We start from the raw sequence: 24,415 nt of genomic DNA on the forward strand, positions 1-24,415 counted from the left end.
TGATTGCAGAATGTAGAACATTCTCATAACCGTGCAAAAGAGCATGTATCGCTGAATCACACATGCATGGTGATGATGCAGCTTATTAAAGTGGACAGTAATGAGCAGCATGATCATCATTAAAATCTAGAGAGATCATTGATGATTAGCCGGTTATGTTTGTTAGTGAAAGGGGATTAAGCATTTGGTTAAAAAGCAGCAAGTAGATTATAACGATGATTCTATTCAGGTGCTAGAGGGGCTTGAAGCGGTCCGTAAACGCCCAGGGATGTATATTGGATCGACGGATTCACGCGGTCTTCATCACCTTGTCTATGAGATTGTAGACAACTCTGTCGATGAAGTGCTCGCTGGCCATGGAGATCATATCATTGTCAAAATACATAAAGATAACAGCATTTCCGTCCAAGATAAAGGGCGCGGAATGCCTACTGGTATGCATAAGCTTGGAAAACCGACACCAGAAATCATTTTAACGGTCCTGCACGCAGGCGGAAAATTTGGTCAAGGTGGTTATAAAACAAGTGGTGGACTTCACGGGGTTGGGGCGTCCGTTGTGAACGCACTTTCAGAGTGGCTCACCGTGACGATAGAACGCGATGGATTTATTTATCACCAGCGCTTTGAACATGGCGGAAAGCCAGTCACATCACTTGAAAAAATCGGGAAAACGAAAAAGACCGGTACACTGATTCATTTTAAGCCAGATCCAACGATGTTCAGTGTCACCACCTATAATTTTGATACATTATCAGAGCGTTTAAGAGAATCAGCCTTTTTATTAAAAGGGCTAAAAATAGAGCTGATTGATGAGCGCCATGATGTGCAGGAAACCTTTTATTATGAGACAGGTATTGAAGCGTTCGTTGCTTATTTAAACGAGGAAAAGGATGTACTTAGTGAAGTCGTTTCGTTTGAAGGCGAACATCAGTCCATTGAAGTCGATTTTGCCTTTCAATTTAACGACGGATATTCAGAAAATATTTTGTCGTTCGTCAATAACGTAAGAACCAAAGATGGCGGTACGCATGAGTCTGGTGCAAAAACGGCCATGACGAGAGCCTTTAATGAATATGCACGCAAAGTGACCCTTTTAAAAGAAAAAGATAAAAATTTAGAAGGTACGGATATTCGTGAAGGCCTGTCAGCTGTTATTTCTGTCAGAATTCCTGAAGAACTTCTTCAATTTGAAGGACAAACAAAAGGAAAGCTTGGAACGAGTGAGGCAAGGTCAGCTGTTGATGCCGTAATTTCTGAAAAATTGGCTTATTTCCTTGAAGAAAACCGCGAAACGGCAACACTGCTTGTCAAAAAAGCGATTAAAGCGCAGCAGGCAAGAGAAGCGGCTAGAAAAGCAAGAGAAGAAGCAAGGAGCGGCAAGAAACGGAAAAAGTCTGAAGCGACACTAAGCGGAAAATTAACACCTGCTCAATCTAGAAACCCGGCAAGAAATGAACTGTATCTAGTAGAGGGCGACTCAGCGGGTGGATCAGCCAAGCAAGGACGTGATCGAAAATTCCAAGCGGTGCTGCCGCTTCGAGGGAAGGTCATTAATACAGAGAAAGCAAAGCTTGCGGATATTTTCAAAAACGAAGAAATCAACACCATTATCCATGCTATTGGCGGCGGGGTTGGTGTCGATTTTAATGTAGAAGACATCAATTATGACAAAATTGTCATCATGACAGATGCTGATACAGATGGCGCGCATATTCAGGTTCTATTGCTTACATTCTTCTACCGCTATATGAAGCCGCTGATTGAGCATGGCAAAGTATTCATTGCCCTTCCGCCTTTATATAAAGTTAGCAAAGGTTCAGGGAAGAAAGAAGTCATTGAATATGCTTGGTCTGATGAAGAAATGGATGACGTACTAAAGAAAGTTGGAAAAGGATATACGATTCAGCGCTATAAAGGTTTAGGTGAAATGAATGCCGACCAGCTATGGGAAACGACAATGAATCCAGAGTCGAGAACGCTTGTCAGGGTGAAGATCGATGATGCTGCACGGGTGGAACGCCGCGTCACGACACTGATGGGTGACAAAGTAGAACCACGCCGTAAATGGATTGAAAAGAATGTCGCCTTTGGACTTGATGAGGAAAGCAACATTCTTGAAAATGAAAACTTGTCGCTAGCTGAGGAGGTTTAAACATGGCACAACAAGAACGATTTCATGATTTACCGTTAGAAGAAGTGATTGGGGACCGTTTTGGTCGCTATAGTAAATATATTATCCAAGATCGTGCACTTCCAGATGCACGTGATGGATTAAAGCCTGTACAACGAAGAATTTTATATGCAATGTATGCGGAAGGAAATACACAAGATAAAAACTTCCGTAAAGCTGCCAAAACAGTCGGTAACGTCATTGGTAACTATCATCCGCATGGTGATTCTTCTGTTTATGAAGCAATGGTGAGAATGAGCCAGGATTGGAAAGTGCGAAATGTGCTGATTGAGATGCATGGAAATAACGGGAGTATCGACGGAGATCCTCCTGCTGCCATGCGTTATACGGAAGCAAGGCTTTCTGCCATTGCATCAGAGCTTTTAAAGGACCTCGACAAGGAGACAGTCGAATTTGTCGCGAACTTTGATGATACAAGCAAAGAGCCTGTTGTCTTACCAGCGATGTTTCCCAACCTTCTTGTGAACGGGTCAACAGGGATTTCAGCCGGTTATGCGACTGATATTCCGCCGCACCATCTAGGAGAAGTGATTGATGGCGTGATTAAGCGAATTGAACAGCCGCATTGTACGGTTGAAGATTTAATGACAGTCATCAAAGGGCCTGATTTCCCAACAGGCGGGATCATTCAAGGTGTGGATGGTATTAAGAAGGCATATGAAACAGGAAAAGGAAAGATTATGATTCGCGGAAAAGCGGAGATTGAAACCATCCGCGGTGGACGCCAGCAAATCGTGATCACAGAAATTCCTTATGAAGTGAATAAAGCCAATCTTGTCAAAAAGATGGACGAGTTCCGCATTGAAAGAAAAGTAGAAGGAATTTCTGAGGTTCGGGATGAGACGGATCGTACCGGCCTTCGGATTGTTGTAGAGCTGAAAAAAGAAGCGGATGCGAATGGTGTCTTGAATTTCTTATATAAAAATTCTGATCTGCAAATCCCATATAACTTTAATATGGTCGCGATACATAACAGAAGACCGACTTTAATGACGCTTACAACTGTACTAGACGCTTACATTGCTCATCAAAAAGAAGTGGTGACGAACCGCTCAGCATACGAGCTTCGAAAAGCAAAAGAACGTCATCATATTGTAGATGGATTAATTAAAGCTCTTTCCATTTTAGATGAAGTCATTGCGACGATTCGTTCGTCTAATGATAAGCGTGATGCGAAAAACAATTTGATGGAGAAATATGATTTTACAGAAGCTCAATCAGAAGCGATTGTTTCTCTCCAGTTATATCGTTTAACAAATACAGATATCACTCAACTAAGAGACGAAGCAAGAGAGCTTGACGTGCGAATTGCAGAGCTGGAAGACATTTTAGCGAATGAGAAAAAGCTGTTTAAAGTCATTACGAACAACTTGAAGAAGTTGAAAAAGACGTATGCTGATGAAAGACGATCCGTCATTGAGGAAAAAATTGAAGAAATTAAGATTAACCTTGAAGTGATGATCGCATCAGAGGACGTGTACGTCACAGTCACAAAAGATGGATACATCAAACGGACAAGCCAGCGTTCATATGCTGCATCAAACGGTAAGGACTTCGGCATGAAGGATACAGACCGACTGATTCACCAGTTTGAAATGAATACAACAGATGTTCTTCTGCTCTTTACGAATAAAGGGAGCTACATTTACTGTCCAGTTCATCAGTTGCCAGATATACGCTGGAAAGACATGGGGCAGCATATTACGAATATTATTACGATTGATCGGGATGAATCCATTCAAAAAGCGATCCCAATTAAAGAATTCGATGAATCATCGTATCTCTTGTTCTTTACAAAAGGCGGTATGGTGAAGAAAACAGAGCTTCTCCAATATAAAGCGCAGCGCTATTCAAAACCGCTTGTCGCCTTGAATTTAAAAGGTGATGATGAACTTGTAGATGTTCATGTTACAACAGGTCAGCAAGAATTGTTTATTGCAACGAAAAATGGCTATGGATTATGGTTTGATGAAGAAGAAGTGAGTGTGGTCGGTCCGAGAGCGGCTGGTGTGAAAGGCATCAATTTGAAGGACGGAGACGAGGTGGTCTCTGGACAAATCATTGATCCGAAGAACAATGTGCTTGTTCTCACGACACAAAGAGGTGCTGTGAAGCGGATGAACCTCTCTGAATTTGATAAGACATCAAGAGCAAAACGTGGAGTGATCATGCTAAGAGAATTAAAGAAAAACCCTCACAGAATTGTTGCTGTGATTGCTGCTTCACTGCACGATACACTTGAGATTGATACGGAAAAGGGTGCCACGATCCCGCTCGATATTTCCACACTAAGGGCAAATGATCGTTATAGCAATGGATCGTTTATTTTAGATGAGGAAGAGCAGGGAGAAGTAACTCAAGTTCTTTTATCACCTGCTGCATCTGACCAAGATGACAATAAATAAGCAAAACGAAAACCCCCTGCGTAAGGCAGGGGGTTTTTATGATGAGGTCAATTTAACTCTCGTGATTGCCAAACATGCTTGTGATGGCATGCACTACTTCAATTCCTTGGTAAACGAAAAGAGAAAGTGAAGTGACAGAGAATAGACCTAGAATGAATACTCTTAAGAAAAATAACATCGTGTAAAACCTCCCAATTTTTGTTTGATTTAAATGGTTGGGTTAACACGAGCTACTCGGAAATTCGAAGACTGGTAGAACACTGCAAGTAAATGCTTCTTTTTCCGGTCAAATCGATCAGTATAAGTGATGCGTGCAAATCCAGCTGCCATACTGCCAATGACTAGCAGTGCTGTAAATGCCGCAAATACTGCGTTCACATGTTTTTGTTTCTTTTCATCGCCTGCTGTCTGAACGATTTTCATTTCATGTGATTCTTGATCAGCAACCACCTTTGCATGATGGTATACCTGAACGGAATGAGGCATTGAGAACAAATGAAAACTTGCAAGTGCTATGAATAAGACTGCTAATTTTAACAGCATATTTTTTTTCATTTTTCTCACCCCTTCCTGTTTATTTTCATGATCTTACCACGTTTTCAGTTATTTGAAAAGTCTTATTTTTTTACTTTCCCTCTTTAAAAAAGCGCTAAACATCAAGACATCTATAGGACTGTTTCACTTCATGAAAGGTTTCAATTTTATTTTTAAAATTTAAAAAAAGTACCGAGATCAAAGATCTGGCACTTGTCAAAAAGAATGTATTGATGTCGGTTTTGCAACAGCTTTTGTGAAGATTCCCGCAATACAAATGGCAAACAGAACAAAAATAAACGCATGAAGCAGTCCGACTTGATTGGCGAGCAGTCCTAAAACAGGGGGCCCTGATAGAGAGGCTGTATACCCAGATAAAGTGACGATACTGACACGCTTGACAGCATAGCGGCTATCATCACCAGCTGCTGAAATGGTCAGCGGGAAGCCTAAGGACGCGCCAAGTCCCCATAAAAAGATAGATATCATACACACGACGAGTGAAATCTTTAAAATCACCAAGAATAGTCCGGCGGCAGCAGATAAAATCGCGATTCTTAGCAATAGCACCCTGCCAAAGCGATCAATGAAACGTCCGCTCAGTAGTCTGCCACTAATCATCCCGCACAAAAATAATGCATAGATGATCGTACTCATTGAATGAGAAACCTGATAGCCATCAACCATTGCTAGTGGAATCCAATCATTTGCAGAACCTTCTACAAATGCGAGACATAAGGCAATCATCGCTAATGAGATCGTCCGTTTGTTCAGCCATGATGTTTGAGAAGCCTCAACTGATTCTGTCTGCGTCTCATCCGAATCTTTTCCTGTCCCGTGCGGAATAAACCGTGTACAAATCAGGATGCTGAGAAAGAAAAGGAGTGCAATGGTGAGAAGGTGAATGAGGACAGACACACCTAAATAAATAAAGAGAATTCCGGCACCTGCACCAATTAATGTTCCAATACTGAAAGAAGCATGTAAAATCGGCAGGATCGTTCTCTTGATCTGATACTCAATCTCCGTTCCTTCTAAGTTCATGGCTACATTGCACATGCCTGAGCCTGAACCAAAAAGAAAAAGACCAGCAGTGACAATTAGCGTAGAAGAGAGGGCGGCGCCGATTGCAAGGGTTGAGAATCCAATAAACATCAAAAAAGCGCTGACCACAATCGCCACTCGGCCGCCTTTTTTGCGAACGAATACATTGGAAAGAATCAGCCCGACAATGGAACCTACTGATAAGCCGAGTAAAATGAGTCCCATTGTGCCTGTATCTGCTTGCAATAAATCTCTCACTTCTGGTGTTCTTGAAAACCAAGTGGAGATGGAGATTCCAGACATCGTAAAAATAACAATAATCGCTTTATACCACTTTAATTTCATCTAATCCCTCATATCTATGTAGTCATACAGAACAAATCTACTCGATTATAAAGGAGACTTCTTGATTCGTAAATAACATGAGGGAGGATCATCATGAAGAAAATATTCCAACTTCATCATTCTTTGATAGAATAAAGACAAAAGGGGCGATACATATGTCATATCGAATAGGTGTTTTAAAGGGAGACGGGATTGGACCGGAAATTGTTAATTCTAGTATGCGTATTTTAAAGACAGCGCTGTCACAGTTCAATGAACCATTTGTGGAATTTGTAGAGTGTCCTATCGGTGCTGAAGCCATTCATTCTCATCAAGATCCAGTGCCAGCATCTACGATAGCCGCCTTGAAAAAATGCCATGGCTGGATATTAGGACCTCATGATTCAGCTTCATATCCTGATCAATTGAAAGAAAGAAGAAATCCAAGTGGAGAACTGCGTCATACATTTGATTTATTTGCAAATATTCGTCCATCGCAATCGCTGCCAGGTGTGAAAAGCGTTGCCAGTGGCGTCGACCTTGTCATTTTTCGAGAAAATACAGAAGGCTTTTATCCAGACCGGAATATGTATCAGGGAACAGGAGAGTGGATGATTACACCAGATGTCGCCATATCTACAGGTGTGTTTACAAAAAAAGCAATTACCCGTATTGCCCACGCGGCCTTTCAACGTGCAGTGGAGAGGAGGGGGAAAGTCACCATTGTTCATAAAGCGAACGTGATCAAATTAGGATCTGGCTTGTTTTTACGAACATGTCAAGAGGTAGCGAAAGCATATCCACAAGTGGAGGTTGAGGATATTCATATTGATGCGATGGCTGCTCATTTAGTGAGACGTGCAGGTGATTTTGATGTGATTGTGACAGAAAATATGTTTGGCGACATATTATCTGATCTTGCAGGGGAACTAGTCGGCAGTTTAGGAATGGCACCCTCATTAAATTGCAACGAAAATCAAGCGATGGCACAGGCGGCACATGGTTCAGCACCGGATATTGCTGGTCAAAATATCGCCAATCCAATGGGCATGATTCTTTCTACAGTGATGCTTTGTAACTGGCTACATGTGAAATATCAAGATGAAAGATTAAAACAGACAGCCAGTCTGATCGAACATACTCTTGGTGAGACCTTAAAAAAGAACTTGAAAACGAAGGATTTAGGAGGAAATGAGACGACGACACAATTCACCGAGGCATTCATTCAAACGATGAATGAAGTTTCAATAAAAGGGAGATGAACATGAAAACAGAAAAAGAAAAGATGATCAAGGGAGAATACTATCACCCAAATGACCACACATTGATGGCAGATCGAGCAAAAGCGCGACAATTGACATTTGCCTATCAGCAAACAAATGAGGCATCACAGAGAAAGGCCATTTTAAAGGAGCTTTTAGGCGCTTGCGGAGAAGATGTGGTGTTTGAAGGCAGAATACAATGTGATTATGGATACAATATCGAGGTTGGTGAGCATTTTTTTGCGAATTTTGATGCTGTGTTATTAGATGTTTGCAAGATTACAATTGGAGATCATTGTTTGTTAGGTCCGAATGTACATATATATACAGCTGGACATCCGTTAAATCCAGAAGAACGTCAAAGGTGTGACAATCGGAGATCATGCTGTCATTGCATCAGGATCCGTTGTGACAAAAGATGTTCCGTCAAATGTGATTGTTGGCGGGAATCCTGCAAAAATCTTAAAACATTTAAAGGAATGAAAATCTGACGAATCAACCTTTGGATTTTCATTTTTTATTTTATCTCAATAAGATAAGTATACTTAATAATGAGACAAAGAAAATTCAATTGTTGTTTAACTTCCTAGAATATATATTATGTAAACTAGATATTAATTAATGCAAAAAAAGAGAACCTTTGACTTGATCCTCTTTATTATTAGACTTTATATTCAATTGACTCAAACGGCAGCACTATTTTCCAGTCTCAGCAAACTGTTTCAATCGATCTCCAATTTCATCTCGTACCTTTTGGAAAAATGCCCACTTCTCTTCTTCTGTTCCTTCTGCTTTTGCTGGATCATCAAAGCCCCAATGGACACGCTTGACATGTGGAGGAGTCATCGGGCATTTATCAGCTGCGTCACCGCATAGTGTGACGACTAAGTCAGCGTGATGCAATATCTTCTGATCAATCAGGTCAGACGTTTGATGAGAAATATCAATCCCTATTTCTTTCATTGCTTTTACAGCATTCGGATTTAATCCATGAGCTTCAATACCAGCGCTATAGATCTTCCACTCATCTCCAAGATATTTTTTAGCCCAACCTTCAGCCATTTGACTGCGGCAAGAATTACCGGTACATAAAAAGTATATTGTTTTCTTTGACATGTTGATCGTCTCCTTTAATGTATAATCATTAGCCAGAAATACAACGCTAAAAGTGTGATGAATAGTGTTGGTACAGTTAAAATGACCCCTATTTTGAAATATGTCCCCCAGGAAATCTTCACACCTTTTTGAGAAAGGACGTGGAGCCATAGTAGTGTTGCTAAGGAGCCAATCGGCGTAATTTTTGGTCCTAAATCAGAACCAATGACATTTGCGTATATTAACGCTTCTCTCATTATTCCTTGTGTATCGGTGCCGGAAATGGCTAATGCATCGATCATGACCGTCGGCATATTATTCATGACAGATGAAAGAATCGCTGCGATAAATCCCATACCAAGAGTCCCTGCCAATAAACCTTGATCTGCTACAGCTTGAATCACGCTAGAAAGAGCATCAGTAAGCCCTGCATTTCGCATGCCATAGACAACAACGTACATACCTATGGAAAAGAATACGATCGCCCAGGGAGCTTCTTTTAGAACGCTTTTTGTTTGAACAGCAGGGCTTTTTTGTGCAATGACCAAGAATAAAATGGCAATCACTCCAGCTATGACCGATACAGGTATAGATAAAAATTCGCTAGCAAAATAACCAATCAACAAAAAAGCTAATATATACCAAGATAATCTAAACATCTTTGGATCTTTTATTGCTTCCCTAGGTTGCTTTAACTCAGTCATATCATAGCGTTTTGGTATACTCTTTCTAAAGAAAAGGTACAGCACAGTGATACTCGCTAGCAATGAAAAAAGGTTTGGAACAACCATTCTGGATGCATATTCAATAAACGTAATGTTGAAATAGTCGGCTGTTACAATGTTCACCAAATTACTTACGACAAGTGGAAGCGACGTTGTATCTGCAATAAACCCACTCGCGATAATAAAAGGGAATACAATTTTTTCATTGAAGTGTAATGCTCTGACCATGGCTAAAACAATGGGTGTCAAAATAAGTGCTGCACCATCGTTTGCAAATAAAGCAGCGACGATTGCCCCAAGGATGGTCACATACACAAACATACGTAGCCCACTGCCTTTTGCAGCCTTTGCCATATGCAATGCTGCCCATTCAAAAAAGCCGATTCGATCAAGTATAAGTGAAATGACGATAATGGCGACAAAAGCTAAAGTCGCATTCCAAACGATGCCTGTCACGGTGATCACATCGTCAACATTCACAACACCTACGATTAAAGCTAAAATAGCTCCTCCACAAGCGGACCACCCTATGGATAAATTTTTTGGCTGCCAAATAACCAGTACCAAAGTGAACAAAAATATGATTAATGATAAAACGGCAAAACTCAAACCCATCCCTCCTTACGAACAAGAAATGTTTGTTGCTTTATGTTGTATACTTTTTAAAAGGTCATCTTCTTTATCAATTTGATTTAAGATGATCCGAATCGTCTCAAATTCTGGAGACAGTGTATTGATTGAATAATAACGCCACTGCCCTTTTCTGTTCTCATGAACAAATCCAGCTTTTTTTAATTTTCGTAGATGCTGACTAATCGCTGGTTGACTCATTTCGAACATATCTACCAGTTCACAAACACAATATTCTTTCTCCAAAAACAATTTCATCATGATCAGTCTTGTTTGATCACTGAGTGTTTTTAAACAATTCGACATATGTGTCACACCAATTGAAACATCTGTAGTCACAATGATTCCCCCTCTTTTCAACTCCTTCAATAGTATATAACTGAAAACTTATATAATCAATTGATTATATGAATTCAAACAAAAATTGATTCGTGTGAAAATGATTGATTTAAATACCGACTTCTCTTCTTCAAATGAAACCACATAGTTATTTAAATAGCCCAGTTCTCTATATTGGCAAAAAAGGTGTTGATAAAAACAAAAGACAGAGGTCTTGTGCCTTTTATCATTCGAGTGAAATTAAATAATCAAGAAGAAAAAACTTACGAGGCAAAGACGGTTATACATGCCACTGGTACGTGGAAAAACCCTAACCCAATAAATGCTGAAGGGATTATGACAGAAAATGAAAAAAGAGTTGCTAATCGAATGGCATTCCTGATATTTTAAATCGCGATCTGACTCGGTATCAGAATTGCATTGGGTAGCATTGGGCATTCTGCTGTTAACACTTTGCTAGAGCTGCCAAAACTAAAAGAGACATCAAAAAGCACAGAAATGATATGGATTTTAAGAAAGCAGGATATTAGTGAGGTATTAAGAGGAGAAAACAATGATCAATTGCCTGCAAGAGGTCAATTAGATGGAAAGGACCCTTCTTGGTGTCCTATGATCAGAAGGTGAAAGAGGGTCCACAAATTAAGATACAGTTATTGTTTCAACTAATTAAAGGACCCTTGTTCTTGTCTTGGTACAAATTAGATAGGTCATAAAGGTTTTTGGGGTAATTCCATTATTTGAATCTCCATCCCCCATGAAGTTGTGATATAGAAAAATCCAAGAGAGCTCAGCTCTCTGACTTTAACATCAGACTGTTCTGCAAAATATTTTAAAGCCTCTTCTATATCGGTAACTGTAATAGCTAGATGGGCTACACCGATATCACTGGGTTTTAGGTGAACATTCTGTTGATCTGGCGTCGACCATTGAACCAGTTCGATCTTTCTACCGCCATATTGCAAAAATGCCGCCCCTTCTACAACTGAATGTTCGTGAACCCCAAAGTACCTTTTTAAACTATCGTCCTCAAACTGCATCCGTTTTGGCCGGAACAAGACTTCAAAACCCAAAATATGAGTGAAGAATTCAACTGCTACTTCGATATCGGGTACTACAAATCCTGAATGCTCGATTGTACCTTGAAAAATTGTATTTTTCATATCGCTAAACCCCTTTGATTTTTGGAAGTAAATGTTTCATTATAAAGTGGTATTTAAAGTAGCTATATCAATCTTTTGTGATTTCTATATCTTTTTTGAATATCCATTAAAATTTACATGTTCCATCTGAACAATATTCATCGAGCGACGACTCTAATTTATGCTCTTCAACCTTACGATTCCCGTACTCTTCTTTCCATACCTGTTGTAATGTTTCTAAAAACACTTCGCTAGGTTGTGCTCCTGAGATGACATACTTATCATTCACAACGTAAAAGGGCACGCCCTGAATCCCAATTTTAGATCCCTCGGCTCTATCAGCTGCGATATTCTCGCTATATTGATCATTTGATAAAACATCCAAAGCTTCGTTGCCATCAAGACCTATTTCACTTGTAAGTTGAGCAAGTGTTGCGTGATCACCGATATCTAGTGAATCTGTGAAATGAGCTTTCAAAATACGTTCCATAAACTCCCGAATCTTCCCTTTCTCTTTTGCATAATAAGAAAGACGAAGTGCATCATATGAATTCGTAGGAATCATTGTATCAAATTGATAATCTAACCCAACCTCTTTTGCTTTCTGTTTCAATTGATTGTTCAGTACTTTTGCTTTTTCATTTGGGACACCATGCTTAGAGGATAATACTTGATGGATATCCATTCCTGTATTTTTTTTCGCATATGGATCTAATTGAAAATGTCGAAATAAGACTTCGACCTCTTCTTTATGTTCAAACTGTTCTAACCCTATTTCAAATTGACGTTTGCCAATATAACAAAACGGGCAAACAAAATCAGACCAAATTTCTACTTTCATCCTATGTTCCCCCTTTATGATTTTAATGAATGTATTTTGTCTATTCTTCTTTATTACGCTTTTGAACGTGCGAGGTGGGATGATGTTAATTAAAATCTTTTTAACTAATCCCACCAATGCTCTTTTTTAAAACGTTCGTGCTACCGTTTTTGCTTTTTCAATTGTTGAAGTAACAATTTCTTCTTCTTTAGTTGGATCATAGTCAATACCTTCAACAAAAATCGTTGGTTCCACTTCAATTCCAACAAACTTCAGCGCACCTCTTACGTAAGAATCGGAATGTTCCATTCCAATTGCCTGCGAATAAAATCCTCCCATACCATGAATATGGATTGCTTTTTTCCCTTTCATCAATCCTTCTGGACCTTCTGATGTATATTTAAACGTTTTTCCAGCACTCATGATTGTATCAAAATAGGCTTTTAATAAAGGTTGGATTCCTAAATTCCACATTGAAGACTGAATGATATATTTATCTGCTTCCATAAATTGCTTTGTGAATGCATTCACTGCTTCTATTTTTTGTGATTCAACATCTGTTAGCACTTCCCCACTTCTTAACTTCTTTTGTCCAGTTAAAAAATCAGCATCGATTAATGGCACATTTGCATAATAGACATCTACTTCTATTATTTCATCCGTTGGATTTACTTTCTTATATTCAGTGATAAATGCTCTAGCAACTTGCGTACTTCTTGATTGTTCCTCACTTTGAGGTGTTCCTTTAACAAATAATACTTTTGACATGATCATGTCCCCTTTATGATTTTGATTTTGAATACTTATAAAAAGAATGCACACGCAATATTTTGGTATGACCCTAAATGATTCCTATAATTTCTGCTGAATCAACAACCTCATACAAAAAGCTGATTTAATGATTATAGACAATGGGCATTTTTCCGATTAATTGGTGTTGCCTAGCAGCGTCATACATGAGTTTAGCGACATTTTCCCTAGATACGGACATTTTAGCTGGCTGATCGCCGAATGAATAACCGTAAGATTGCCCGTTGTATTTGATATTAGGATTAATGATTCGAACGACTGTCCAATCCAGGTTCGATTCTTTAATCAGTTCTCCTATCTTCTTCATTTCGGCATAACCATTTGGCATGAGAAGTTTAGGCAATATTCTTGGCAATATCGTCGATAAGCTTTTCTTATCGTCTTCAGATTGCAAGGCTGGCGTCGCGAGTGTAATCAACCTTTTTTTGGTGAACTTCTTCATCGCTTTGACAATTCGGTTATGTCCGTCGGCGATCGGTGTACCTTTTTGTTTTCGAGACAAATCAATGCCGGGACCTAAGGTGCTTATCACGACATCAGCTTCTGAAACTGCCGTTTCAATAGCTGAAGTGTTCGTTAGTTCACCCGTTACAATGCGTAAATTCGAATGCTTTTGCTTGATTTTCTCAGGGTTTCTAACATATACCGTAACGATATCTCCGTTTTCTAATGCAAATTGTGTTAAAAGTTGACCGATTGCACCAGTTGCACCAAAAATAGTGATGTTCATGGTCGTCTATCTCCTTTTGTTATTCAGAATGATCACAATGATTTCCTTGATCAAAAATCTTTCGTAATAACATGTGTTATTTAAGCAACGCGCGTTGTATAATTGATGATAAGATGAAAAAGAATAATAAACAATAACCAAAATAGCCAATATGTAGTTTACGCAACACTTCTAATGTATTGTCGTTTTTAGACAAGATGATGAACCCTAAAAGGAGAAGAAAAAATAATTATGCCAAAAAAAGATCCGAGAATACTTCGTACAAGACAATTGATTGTAGACTCTTTTCTTTCGTTAGCTAGTGAAAAAGATTTCAACCATATAACGGTACGTGATATCACAGAAAAGGCTACTATTAACCGGGCTACATTTTATGCGCACTTTGACGATAAATTTGATTTATTACATTCTACAATCACCAATACATTTACAGACAAATTGAAAAAAAGACTCAATGATCACGATGGATTCAATGAAAAAGTCATTGCAAATATTTTTCTAGCCATGTGTGATCACCATAAAGAGATAAGCGACCTATGTCCCAAAGGTTATCATTCTTTAGGAACTATTATCGAAAGTAAAATTAAAGAGGAGTTACAGAAACTAATAGCTGATCTTATGCTAAAAGGAACTAAAAACATCATCGAATTAGAGGATAAACAAATGGTAGCAACCCTATCTACTATGCTAAGTTGGGGGATATACGGAGCTGCATACACATGGAATAAGGATGGAAGACTTATTTCATCAGAAGAGCTAGTGACTAAGACCCTGCCTATCTTTAAAAATGGCATGAGTCAGTATTATCTTTAATGAAAATGATGTTAACAATCTGCTTGAGCCGGCAGTGCTATAAAAAATATTAAAAAAACACAGAAATGGTATGGGTTTAAATAATGGTGTATTTGGAGGAGTGCAAGAGGTCAATTAGGCAGGCACGATTTGTTGTTGCTTAAATGACAAAACTTCTACGACCTTCTCAATAAATTAAATCGGTCGTAGAAGATGGCCCTTATTTGTTGTACTGTAAATCAAATAATCTGGGATATTTCTTTTAAAAATTGCTTTCTCTTTTCATCTGTTGTTAAGTTCACTCTAGAAAAATGAATCCATTTCGTGGATTCATTTTTCAATCCCAAATCAGCTAGCGTTCTGTTAATAAAAACGCTTTGAATAGCATTTCCAGCTTCAGATTCAATATAATCCTTATCTGTTGTAGATGTTGAGATCACGGTTGTTTTTTTTATATTTGTCAATAAACCTTTCAAAGTACCAGTGTTTTGATCTTCAATGAATGCGAAACCGCTTAACATCACTTTATCAATAAATCCTTTTAACATAGCAGGTAGATCCCACCACCAGACTGGGAAAATAAATACCAATTCTGTTGACTGTTTTAATTTTTCTTGATAATCCTTCACTAATGAATAAGGCGTTTCTCCTTTATGAAAATGCTTTAATTCTTCAGCTGTAAACACAGGATTAAATCCATCTTTATATAAATCGATTACTTGAAACGGTTCTCTCTTTGTTTCTAATTTTTCTGTTATGGAAGTCAAAATGGCATGATTATAGCTTCCATCCCAAGGATGTGCATAGACAATCGTTTTCATTATTCATTCACCCTTTTTCTGAGTTTTGCATCATTTTTTGATGTACATTGATTTTATTGTATGCTATAACATACTACAAGTACGGTAATCAAAGTGCGATACTAACCCAAAGGAGAGTATAAAATGAATGAGGAGTCCTTCCAGACGAAAGCTGAGCTAAAAGATACTGGTTTTGGGTATACTTTGTCATTAATTGGTGGGAAATATAAAATGCCAGTTCTGTATGCTTTATATTCAAACGATGGTCCTGTTCGCTATAATCAGCTGAAACGTAAGCTCGGAACGATTTCTTTTAAAACATTAACCAATACACTAAAAGAGCTTGAGGCGGATCACTTAATTCATCGTAAAGAATATCCCCAAGTGCCTCCAAAAGTAGAATATAGTTTATCTGAAAAGGGTTTATCACTGATGCCTGTATTAGATGAGATATGCTATTGGGGAGAGGAACAAATGAAAAATAATTAGGTAGAGTGGAAAGAAAGCTACTACAGTTTAAACATGCTTTCTAAAGTAGCTTTCTTCTCATCTTATATCAATCCGATTGGCTCATTTTGTTGATGCGCTAACTCCATTTCTTCTGCCAGATAGAGAGCGTTCTTCTTATCTATATCATATCAGGCCAATTGTGGATCAGTTGACGTAATCTAACTGCAACAGTCTTACAAACATCTGGCATTAAGTAACTATCAGAATCCGAAAGATCCAGCAAAGGAATGATGTCATCTGTAAAGTTTTCAAAGGGGTATGTCCCCGCCAAATCCCTCCATTTCATTTAAATTCATTTCGCAAATATTACTCCTGATTGAACCTATAATAGGACAACGAGGCACGCAACGCTCTATTCTACCAGAGTCCTAAGGTTATTTTGATTTAATCCCTGCCCCACAAAGAGGTATGATAATGGTTTCTTCTGATTCCTTTTGATATTTCATGTAACCCGCAAAATTGATGGCAGATGTCACTTCGACATAAAATCCTTTCTCACTCAGTTTAGAGCGTGCATGTATAATTTCTTCTTCTTCAATATCAATAAACGTACCATTCGTCTTGTATACAGCTTCTAAAATTTGTTTAGAACGCGCTGGGGCAGCAATAGCGATCCCTTCTGCTACAGTCCCTTTATTTGTGACAGGTGATGCTGATTCTTCTTCATTTTGATAGGCTTTCACAAGGGGTGCGCAGTTTTTCGCTTGGACAGCAACAATTTTCGGTATTTTATGAATGAGACCATTTTCAAATAACTCTTTAAAGCCATAATACGCACCGAGCAGCAGAGTGCCGTTTCCAACCGGAATGATTAAAGCATCCGGTGCTCCTTTTAGTTGCTCAAAGATTTCATAGGCGTATGTTTTTGTACCTTCGAAAAAATAAGGGTTATAGACATGGCTTGCATAAAAAACGTTTTCCTCGTCTACTGCCTTTTGGGCCGCAGCTGCAATGTCCTCTCGTGTACCATGAATTTCTTTAATCGTTGCTCCGTGGGCTTTTATTTGAGCGACTTTTTTAGGTGACGTTTGATCACTTAGATAGATGTCACAGGCAATACCACAACGCGCCGCATACGCAGCAATTGCCGTTCCTGCATTCCCGCTGCTATCAGCAATGACTTTTGTTACCCCTAATTCCTTAGCTTTTGTCATTAACACAGCTGCTCCACGGTCTTTAAATGATAGTGTCGGCATCATATAATCAACTTTTACATAAGTGTTTGGCTCATTAGGATCTAGAACGATTAAAGGAGATTGGCCCTCCCCCATTGTCACAGTTTCCCACGTCTTAGAATCTTTTTGAAATGGCATGGTTTCAACATAACGCCATAATGAATTTGGATAGTGATCCCAAGCTGTGACGTCTATTTTCGGGGTATCTTTCACTAGATTGAATACTCCACCACAATCACATTTCCATAGAGTTGGTGTCATCTCATATTTTTCCCCGCAATGGTTACAAATTAATTGATTCATTCATCATCTACCCCTTTGAATATTTTTTTATATAAAATATAATTTTTTATATAGGGTGGTCAAAAAAATATTCTAAATATAGGCAATGGCATCCATTTCAATTTTGAAACCAAAATGTAATTCATTCGTTGGTACAATCGTACGTGCTGGTTTATGTTCACCGAAAAATTCAGTATAAACCGCATCTACTTTGTCCCATAATTCAATATCTGAAATGTATAATGTCATGCGCAAAATCTTTTCTTTTTGACTTCCAGCAGCCTCTACAATCATCTCTACATTCTTAAGCGCTTGTAATGTCTCTTTTTCAATGGGGCCGAACTCTTTTTCTGTCGTTTCAGGATTGATGGCAAATTGTCCTGACACATAGACCGTGTTTTGATGAATGGTTGCGAATGCATAGTGTCCGTTTGATTTTAGATTTCCTACCTCGAGTATGCTTTCCATTTTGACACTCCTTACCTCGATTTATTTTTGATTTCATCCAAATAGCTATAGACGGTTACTTTGGAAATACCTAACATAGATGCGACCTTCTCAACAGATCCTTTCATTAAAAAAATGCCCTTTTCATCCATAAATTTGATTAGTTCAATTTTTTCATGACGTTTCATGACTGGGTGAACACTGTTTTGAATGATTTGTTGAATCAATTGATCTACTATTTCTTCCACATTTTCAAGATCATCATTTGATGTTGTTTCTTTCTCTTGAGCTTCCACGTGTGTAGTAAGAAAAGTATCCATAAATTGCTGCATTTGATTCAGTGCTTCAACATCAAAATTGATACAGAAAGCACCGATCACTTTTTGCTTTGAATCACGTATTAATGAAGTCGAAGAACGAATCGTACGCTTATCTTCTGTTACAAATGTATAACCAGCCAGATAATCTTCTTTAAAATCTTCTGATTGTAATACAGTCTTGACTAGATGATCAAATGATTGGCCGATTTCTCTTCCTGTCACATGGTTATTTACTGTAAACATGACAGATGCTTGAGGATTCGTTAAATCATGAATCACCACTTCACAATTTGGTCCAAACATTTTTGCAGTAGATTTTGCTAAAGGAATATAACTCTCTAATAACTTTTTAATATGTTCCATGCCTAAGCACCTCATTTTTTTATTCCACTAGATTATATAATTTTTTATATATAAAAACAATATATAGATTTATTTATATATTGTAATGCTCACAAGATCACAAATACGAAAATCACCATATAAAAAAAGCAGCCATTGACTGCTTTTTGCTTATGCTCCTTTCTAATTGTCTTCCTGCTGGATTCCATACAAAATGACGTCAATTCCCCATCGGAACCGTTCCATTGATACGGTATCACCTGCAAACATTTCTTCTTTTACACGATGAATGAAAGGAAACTGCGTTTTGTCTGCTTGAAGAAATGCTTTTTTTGTGTCTGAAATCTGTGAAGAGCCTTGTTTCTTCCAAGAGACCTTTTCGTATGCTACAGAAGATACGTATAACAGCAATAGGTCTACTCCCCATGCTGCAGATGTAGATTTGATCCCGCCTTCATGCAATGCAGCGAGAATATGTTCGGTCAACTGAAGAAAGTTCGTTCCTTGTGGAATGGTGGAAAGAGAAATTTCAGCGAGACCCGGTTTTTCGAATAGCAGTAGGAAATAAGTATGCAATAGGTCGAATAACTGTTCTTTCCATGTGATATCCTTTGAATCTGGATAAACCATTTGTCCGAGACCATAATCCAATACGTAAGCACTGAGTTCTTGAACATTGTTCACGTAGACATACAAGGATGCAGGTCCCGTATCGAGTGCTTTAGCCACCTTACGCATACTCATGCCCTCTATCCCATGCTCCTTAAGAAGCTCATAGGCCGTTTTCACAATAAGCTCACGGCTTAAGGGTTCTTTAGCCGGCCGAGACCGGCGACTGATCATACGACGATTTGAATTGTTCATACTCTCTTTATAACATGTCAAAGTAAAATAGTAAATTGAGCATCAATCATCATCCTTTTGAAAAGAATTCATCATATTTGCAAGCTTGACCGCAGCGTCTTTTGAAAAACACAGTTTTAAACTATTCTCCGATTCATTAGCTTTTTTCGATGAATATTCGTATATCATGTCTTCGTATTCTTCAATCGCCTTTTCAAAATGATGAGGATGCCGGACAATAGCAAGTGCTAGCTCCCTTGCATCAAACATCGCCATGTTCACACCCTCGCCTGCGAATGGCGACATGACGTGAGCTGCATCACCGATAAGCGTTACTCCTTTATGACGATTCCATTTGAAACCGACAGGAAGCGTATAAATCCGTCTTGGAATGATGGCATCTTCTGCATAACGAATATAATTTTTCAGCTGATCATCCCAATCACTAAATAACGCTAATAATTGTTCTTTTGCTTGATGAAACGGTATACCACAAGTCTCGATCCAGTTGCGTTCTACCATAAGGCTTGCATACACTTTGATTCGGCCATCTCCGTTTAACTGCCCAATCAGTCCTTTGTGGTCTGCCAAAGCAAACATCTTACCACGTTTATTAAATGCAGCTAAATCAGGGTGGTTCACCTCTACGCTTAAGACATTCAGTTCTAGCATCGTGAGCCCAGAGTATTCAATCTCAATATCTGTTAACAGAGGACGCACACGAGAAAAAGCACCATCAGCCCCAATCAAAAGGTCAACTGTTTCGACAACTCCGTTTTCAAAATGAAGCTCGGTCATACCACTTTCTAATGAAACGCATCTTTCTAGTTTATATCCATATTTGATGGTTTCAGCATCAATTTGTTCTAATAGTAGTTCACATAACACACCACGATCAATTTCCGGGCGAGTACCTGTTTGATCTGATTCCGTTTCTTCATCTAAATAAATTCTTCCTGATTTATCAAGTAATCGGAAATCTTCCCCTTCATAGCGGGCGTTCTTTTGAAATTTCTCATAAACTCCTGCTTCTTTTAAGGCTTTTTGACCTGTTTCTTCGTGAATATCCAGTGAGCCGCCTCGTTCAAGGCTCTTGTCATGCATCTCTCGTTCATAAATGGTTGTTTGTATACCGTAATTTTGCAAAATTAAGGCAAGTGTTAGTCCCCCAGGTCCTCCTCCGATGATAGCGATTTGCTTTTGATTCTTAGATAATGACGTCATCTTCTGCATCTCCTCATCCCTTTGTGGAAATCGTTTTAAATTCCATTTCATTTATATTATAACGAACATCGTTCGTAAAGAACAGTGTTCGTTTAAAATCGTTTGTTGTACGATTTTGTTTTCATGAAAAGAAACCCATCGCCCACCATCATATGATACACTCCATCTAGGAAGGTTAAAGGTTGTCGAATCATAACAATGATACTTAGATCAGTAGGTCTCCATTGTTCTCACTCTAAGTGTAAGAGGTGTTTCTATGAATAAATTATTGGCCATGTTGATATTAGGATTAGGCTTTAGTGGTGCCGCACTTATTCTTTCTATCCCTTTGTTATTCAAAGTCAAACCAGAGCAAACTGAGCTGGTGTTTGCTGCTGGATCAGCGGGCGCTTTCGCAGTATTTGCTGTCTCGTGCCTAGTGCTTCGAAAGCAATTCAATCGCTAAAAAACCTAAACAAAATCTACCGTCATGAACAGTGGAGATTTGTTTAGGTTTTTGTGGCTTTTTAATATGAATTTAAAGAATGTGGTATAAGCTGACACCGATACTGAGAGCGAATAAAACAAGTGCAGGGATTGCTTTTTTAAAGGGATCTTTGGCCAATACGATCAAAGTAAATGCAGCTGCCAGCATCGTACCTCCTAACAATAAGCCTGATAATAATGCTAATGTTGGGATCCATATGCCGGCTAGCATTCCAGCAGCGCCTATTAACTCAAGAGCCCCCGTTAAAATATTGAAAAATGCGGGTAAACCAAATCGTTTGAACTCTTCTGCCATTTTTCCAGATATGATTTTCGTTCCTGTGAGGAAAAAGAAAACGGCCAATACAATTTGTAGAATAAGAATGAAAATAGTGATCACATCTTTCTAAGTTATTTGACCAGAAAGGGTCGCTTAATGGACACCGGTTTCTGGGGCCATCTTGATAAAATCTCACTTCCCACTTCCACATTGAATGGATGGAATTTATATGTCATAGCATATATCATACAAAAATAGAGGTTGTTTCTACCTTATAGATTTATCAAGATGGATAGTCTGAATAGAATAATTTGTTTAAAAGTAATTTTAATTGTTCAATCTCTTCATCACTTAATTGATTTGTCACAGTTCGATGTGCATCCATGACGACAGGAAGAATCGCCTTTTTGATCTCGTCCCCTTTTTCTGTTAAAAATAGGTGATGCGAGCGCCGGTCTTGTTCATTATAGATTTTTTTGACAAGCCCTTTTCGTTCCATTGACTGGATCATTCTTACGACAGTGGTTTGATTTTTATCAATGCCTTCTGCCAATTCTTTTTGAGTCGCACCTTTTTCACGGCTAAGAATACTGATAATACTCCACTGCTCTGGTGTAACACCGTATGGCTTTAACCTATTCGTAAAATAATTCGTCATTTTCACATCAGTGCGATGAACGAGATAACCTATTAAATCATGTAACTTCATGCAAACACCCTCTAATCATTTTATATGCTATAGCATTTATATTAGTGGAGCGGTTAAACATTGTCAAATTGTCTACATGTTATGCTTAAAATCAATTCCTGACATGATATACGGCAATGCTGATTTAATGAATTCTTCTGAAGATATGTGCGAACTATTTTTTCTCCACTCAACAGAAGCTCCGTGAATTCCCCAGCTTAAAAAAACAGCCGTGACCTTCAACACTTGCTTTTCGACATTTGTATATTTATTCACTAACAACTGATAAAAAATAATTTCAAGCTGTTCTCGAACAATTGGAGCAAGTTCAGTTTCATATTCTACTTGGCAGCGGTTATGAAGAGATTGTTGGAAACTGGCTAGCGCTTTAAAAATATTCATCATTGTATCTTCATCTAGTTTACTATTGTTAAAATTGATACTTTCTAAATTAATTGACAATACTTCTGAGAGTGTTTTATCTAATAAATCGTATTTATCCTCAAAATGATAATAAAACGTGGCTCGGTTAATCAGGGCTTCTGCTGTCACATCTTTCACCGTAATATCCTTAAATTCCTTTTTCGATGAAAGCTTCATGAAAGACTCCATGATTAATTTGCGCGTTCTTAATACACGCGGATCTGTCTTTGGCTGCGTCATCTTCTTCCCCCCTTCTTTTTAAACACATGCTTGAATCTGTCGGATAAACAACAAATTGAAGAAATTATTGGTGTTGATCTCACTCATTCTGTCTTAAGATACAATTGTAAAGCAAATGATGACTTGATTCAAACAACTGATCAGGACACATTTTTTCCTGAAAAATTAAGGAGGAAACAACTTGAAAAATAATGACATGTTTTGTGATTTAGAAACTGGTGTATGCGGTGTAGGTGAAGAAGATATCCAGGTCATTGACTTTCACCAACCTAAAAAAAACATTACGCTCTACTATGTAACAGATCCAATTTGTTCTCATTGCTGGGCAATTGAACCTGTCCTGCGCCGATTTAAAGAGCAATACGGACATTACTTTCATTTCCAGACTGTGTTAGGTGGACTGCTAGAGAAATGGCATGACGGTCCAATTGATCCTGCGAACGGAATTTATAAGCCTGCTGATGTTGCAGGTCACTGGAGAGAAGTCGGAGAACATTCTCGCATGCCAATTGATGGGTCCTTAATGATTGACAATCCTGTTCAATCCTCCTATCCGTCCTCTCGTGTGTTCAAAGTGATTCAAAAACATCACGGTGATGAACAAGCTTATACGTTTTTACGCCGTGCAAGAGAAGCGCTATTTGCATTCAATCAAAATATATCGGATATTGCAGTTTTGATTGATATCGTCAACAACCTTGGATTGAACGGAGATGAGATTTTACATGAAACGGAGCTCCCTAGCGGACAAGACTTATTAAATCAAGATTTTGCTCTTGTTCGAGACCTCGGTGCAAGAGGTTTTCCGACCATCATCTTCGTCAATGAAGAAAATAAAGGAGTTAAAATCACGGGTGGTCGACCATTAGACGTCTATATTGATGGTTTAAAGCAAGCTTTAAACACAGAAGAGCTTCAACCGAAAAAGCTACCCGTGGTTTCTGCCTTACTCGAAAAAGAAAAATGTCTATTCTCTAAAGAGATTGAAGTGATGTACGATGTTGATCAATCGGATGTGCGATCTTTTATGGAGAAAGAACTTTCACAAGAATCGTTCCAAATGAAAGAAGTTCTAGGAGAACAGTATTTCACAACTTCAATATAAGGAGAATAACGATGGCTTACGTATTACAAGTAGATTTTAAGATGAATGGCCCTTTCGGAGATGAATTGGCAAAAGAGTTTTCTGATTTAGCGAGAAGTATTAATGAAGAGGATGGGTTCATATGGAAGATATGGACGGAGAGTCCTGAGAAAAATGAGGCTGGCGGAATTTATTTATTTGAAACAAAAGAAGAAGCTCAAACATATCTCGATATGCATTCTAAAAGAATCACTAGCTTTGGCATAACAGACATCAATGCGAAAATCTTTAATATAAACGCTGAGCTGACTCATATCACAAAAGGTCCATTAAAAACGCATTAAGATTAACACACGAAAAAAGAGCGGTTGTTGACTGCTCTTTTTTCTTATGAATGAAGTAAGATATTCAACTTTAAACCGATTCATTAAAAGGTTAGGATCAGCAGTTTC

28 protein-coding genes and 1 pseudogene are annotated in these 24,415 nt (G+C 38.4%); 10 read left to right on the forward strand and 19 right to left on the reverse strand.

Annotation, left to right across the window (positions count from 1 at the left end; genetic code table 11):
* Positions 1-184 precede the first annotated feature (184 nt).
* Complete coding sequence (gene parE, locus KVT11_RS04880; protein ID WP_007499323.1) at positions 185-2,152, forward strand: DNA topoisomerase IV subunit B; 1,968 nt, start codon at positions 185-187, stop codon at positions 2,150-2,152.
* Positions 2,153-2,154: 2 nt separating this feature from the next.
* The gene (parC, locus tag KVT11_RS04885; RefSeq protein ID WP_210552448.1) at positions 2,155-4,596 is read left to right on the forward strand and encodes a DNA topoisomerase IV subunit A; all 2,442 of its coding nucleotides are present in this window, start codon (positions 2,155-2,157) and stop codon (positions 4,594-4,596) included.
* Positions 4,597-4,648: 52 nt separating this feature from the next.
* On the opposite strand, the gene KVT11_RS21255 is transcribed toward parC, so the two are convergent.
* The 3 genes from KVT11_RS21255 to KVT11_RS04895 form a co-directional block, all read right to left on the reverse strand.
* The gene (locus KVT11_RS21255; protein ID WP_008343787.1) at positions 4,649-4,774 is read right to left on the reverse strand and encodes a hypothetical protein; all 126 of its coding nucleotides are present in this window, start codon (positions 4,772-4,774) and stop codon (positions 4,649-4,651) included.
* 29 nt (positions 4,775-4,803) lie between these two features.
* Positions 4,804-5,151: a hypothetical protein gene (locus KVT11_RS04890; RefSeq protein WP_008343786.1), complete on the reverse strand. Its 348-nt coding sequence runs from the start codon at positions 5,149-5,151 to the stop codon at positions 4,804-4,806.
* 195 nt (positions 5,152-5,346) lie between these two features.
* On the reverse strand, positions 5,347-6,519 hold the full coding sequence (locus KVT11_RS04895; RefSeq protein WP_210552449.1) for an MFS transporter: 1,173 nt from the start codon (positions 6,517-6,519) through the stop codon (positions 5,347-5,349).
* A 77-nt stretch (positions 6,520-6,596) separates the two neighbouring features.
* Between KVT11_RS04895 and KVT11_RS04900 the strand changes: the two genes are divergently transcribed.
* Both KVT11_RS04900 and KVT11_RS04905 read left to right on the forward strand, forming a co-directional pair.
* Positions 6,597-7,760, forward strand: a complete 1,164-nt coding sequence (locus KVT11_RS04900) for an isocitrate/isopropylmalate dehydrogenase family protein (protein WP_046527313.1) — start codon at positions 6,597-6,599, stop codon at positions 7,758-7,760.
* Between the two features lie 2 nt (positions 7,761-7,762).
* Positions 7,763-8,243, forward strand: a pseudogene (locus KVT11_RS04905) (sugar O-acetyltransferase).
* Between the two features lie 213 nt (positions 8,244-8,456).
* Here KVT11_RS04905 and arsC read toward each other — a convergent pair.
* The 3 genes from arsC to KVT11_RS04920 are packed head-to-tail and all read right to left on the reverse strand — an operon-like array spanning position 8,457 to position 10,549.
* Positions 8,457-8,876: an arsenate reductase (thioredoxin) gene (arsC, locus tag KVT11_RS04910; protein WP_100325054.1), complete on the reverse strand. Its 420-nt coding sequence runs from the start codon at positions 8,874-8,876 to the stop codon at positions 8,457-8,459.
* Positions 8,877-8,890: 14 nt separating this feature from the next.
* Positions 8,891-10,189 carry an arsenic transporter gene (locus KVT11_RS04915; protein WP_210552450.1) on the reverse strand — a complete coding sequence of 433 codons (1,299 nt, stop codon included), beginning with the start codon at positions 10,187-10,189 and terminating at the stop codon, positions 8,891-8,893.
* Between the two features lie 12 nt (positions 10,190-10,201).
* Positions 10,202-10,549: a metal-responsive transcriptional regulator AseR gene (locus tag KVT11_RS04920; RefSeq protein WP_025207408.1), complete on the reverse strand. Its 348-nt coding sequence runs from the start codon at positions 10,547-10,549 to the stop codon at positions 10,202-10,204.
* 189 nt (positions 10,550-10,738) lie between these two features.
* Between KVT11_RS04920 and KVT11_RS04925 the strand changes: the two genes are divergently transcribed.
* Entirely contained in the window at positions 10,739-10,939 is a 201-nt protein-coding gene (locus KVT11_RS04925) for a hypothetical protein (protein ID WP_025207409.1), read from the forward strand.
* Between the two features lie 317 nt (positions 10,940-11,256).
* Here the strand turns inward: KVT11_RS04925 and KVT11_RS04930 are convergent, their stop codons facing one another.
* The 4 genes from KVT11_RS04930 to KVT11_RS04945 form a co-directional block, all read right to left on the reverse strand.
* Positions 11,257-11,709, reverse strand: coding sequence for a VOC family protein (locus KVT11_RS04930; RefSeq protein ID WP_025207410.1), 453 nt, complete (start codon positions 11,707-11,709; stop codon positions 11,257-11,259).
* A gap of 106 nt (positions 11,710-11,815) precedes the next feature.
* Positions 11,816-12,529, reverse strand: a complete 714-nt coding sequence (locus KVT11_RS04935) for a DsbA family oxidoreductase (protein WP_025207411.1) — start codon at positions 12,527-12,529, stop codon at positions 11,816-11,818.
* 126 nt (positions 12,530-12,655) lie between these two features.
* Entirely contained in the window at positions 12,656-13,276 is a 621-nt protein-coding gene (locus KVT11_RS04940; protein ID WP_025207412.1) for an FMN-dependent NADH-azoreductase, read from the reverse strand.
* Positions 13,277-13,403: 127 nt separating this feature from the next.
* Positions 13,404-14,048 (reverse strand): NAD(P)-dependent oxidoreductase, encoded by a 645-nt coding sequence (locus tag KVT11_RS04945; protein WP_007499309.1) that lies wholly within the window; start codon positions 14,046-14,048, stop codon positions 13,404-13,406.
* A gap of 231 nt (positions 14,049-14,279) precedes the next feature.
* Here KVT11_RS04945 and KVT11_RS04950 point away from each other — a divergent pair, with 231 nt between their 5' ends.
* On the forward strand, positions 14,280-14,861 hold the full coding sequence (locus tag KVT11_RS04950; RefSeq protein ID WP_017367339.1) for a TetR/AcrR family transcriptional regulator: 582 nt from the start codon (positions 14,280-14,282) through the stop codon (positions 14,859-14,861).
* A gap of 218 nt (positions 14,862-15,079) precedes the next feature.
* On the opposite strand, the gene KVT11_RS04955 is transcribed toward KVT11_RS04950, so the two are convergent.
* Complete coding sequence (locus tag KVT11_RS04955) at positions 15,080-15,661, reverse strand: NAD(P)H-dependent oxidoreductase (protein WP_017359568.1); 582 nt, start codon at positions 15,659-15,661, stop codon at positions 15,080-15,082.
* A gap of 123 nt (positions 15,662-15,784) precedes the next feature.
* Here KVT11_RS04955 and KVT11_RS04960 point away from each other — a divergent pair, with 123 nt between their 5' ends.
* On the forward strand, positions 15,785-16,129 hold the full coding sequence (locus tag KVT11_RS04960) for a winged helix-turn-helix transcriptional regulator (protein WP_017359567.1): 345 nt from the start codon (positions 15,785-15,787) through the stop codon (positions 16,127-16,129).
* Between the two features lie 395 nt (positions 16,130-16,524).
* Here the strand turns inward: KVT11_RS04960 and KVT11_RS04965 are convergent, their stop codons facing one another.
* The 5 genes from KVT11_RS04965 to KVT11_RS04985 form a co-directional block, all read right to left on the reverse strand.
* On the reverse strand, positions 16,525-17,628 hold the full coding sequence (locus KVT11_RS04965) for a threonine synthase (protein ID WP_048001473.1): 1,104 nt from the start codon (positions 17,626-17,628) through the stop codon (positions 16,525-16,527).
* Positions 17,629-17,700: 72 nt separating this feature from the next.
* Entirely contained in the window at positions 17,701-18,075 is a 375-nt protein-coding gene (locus tag KVT11_RS04970) for a RidA family protein (protein WP_017367342.1), read from the reverse strand.
* An 11-nt stretch (positions 18,076-18,086) separates the two neighbouring features.
* The gene (locus tag KVT11_RS04975; protein ID WP_035700980.1) at positions 18,087-18,737 is read right to left on the reverse strand and encodes a helix-turn-helix transcriptional regulator; all 651 of its coding nucleotides are present in this window, start codon (positions 18,735-18,737) and stop codon (positions 18,087-18,089) included.
* A gap of 162 nt (positions 18,738-18,899) precedes the next feature.
* Positions 18,900-19,559 carry a TetR/AcrR family transcriptional regulator gene (locus KVT11_RS04980; protein WP_052320592.1) on the reverse strand — a complete coding sequence of 220 codons (660 nt, stop codon included), beginning with the start codon at positions 19,557-19,559 and terminating at the stop codon, positions 18,900-18,902.
* A 63-nt stretch (positions 19,560-19,622) separates the two neighbouring features.
* The gene (locus KVT11_RS04985) at positions 19,623-20,783 is read right to left on the reverse strand and encodes an FAD-dependent oxidoreductase (RefSeq protein WP_116306923.1); all 1,161 of its coding nucleotides are present in this window, start codon (positions 20,781-20,783) and stop codon (positions 19,623-19,625) included.
* A 256-nt stretch (positions 20,784-21,039) separates the two neighbouring features.
* On the opposite strand from KVT11_RS04985, the gene KVT11_RS04990 reads away from it, so the two are divergent.
* On the forward strand, positions 21,040-21,228 hold the full coding sequence (locus KVT11_RS04990) for a hypothetical protein (protein WP_058213719.1): 189 nt from the start codon (positions 21,040-21,042) through the stop codon (positions 21,226-21,228).
* Positions 21,229-21,300: 72 nt separating this feature from the next.
* On the opposite strand, the gene KVT11_RS04995 is transcribed toward KVT11_RS04990, so the two are convergent.
* From KVT11_RS04995 to KVT11_RS05005, 3 genes are all read right to left on the reverse strand, one after another.
* Entirely contained in the window at positions 21,301-21,648 is a 348-nt protein-coding gene (locus KVT11_RS04995; protein WP_076821624.1) for a DoxX family protein, read from the reverse strand.
* 163 nt (positions 21,649-21,811) lie between these two features.
* Positions 21,812-22,237, reverse strand: coding sequence for a MarR family winged helix-turn-helix transcriptional regulator (locus KVT11_RS05000; protein WP_061407997.1), 426 nt, complete (start codon positions 22,235-22,237; stop codon positions 21,812-21,814).
* A 72-nt stretch (positions 22,238-22,309) separates the two neighbouring features.
* Complete coding sequence (locus tag KVT11_RS05005) at positions 22,310-22,879, reverse strand: TetR/AcrR family transcriptional regulator (RefSeq protein WP_076821622.1); 570 nt, start codon at positions 22,877-22,879, stop codon at positions 22,310-22,312.
* 181 nt (positions 22,880-23,060) lie between these two features.
* Between KVT11_RS05005 and KVT11_RS05010 the strand changes: the two genes are divergently transcribed.
* Positions 23,061-23,984, forward strand: coding sequence for a DsbA family protein (locus tag KVT11_RS05010; protein WP_116306925.1), 924 nt, complete (start codon positions 23,061-23,063; stop codon positions 23,982-23,984).
* An 11-nt stretch (positions 23,985-23,995) separates the two neighbouring features.
* On the forward strand, positions 23,996-24,307 hold the full coding sequence (locus KVT11_RS05015) for a monooxygenase (RefSeq protein WP_076821617.1): 312 nt from the start codon (positions 23,996-23,998) through the stop codon (positions 24,305-24,307).
* Positions 24,308-24,415 lie beyond the last annotated feature (108 nt).

The sequence above is a fragment of the Bacillus sp. GbtcB10 genome, assembly GCF_019091365.1.
Lineage (GTDB): Bacteria > Bacillota > Bacilli > Bacillales > Bacillaceae > Bacillus > Bacillus altitudinis.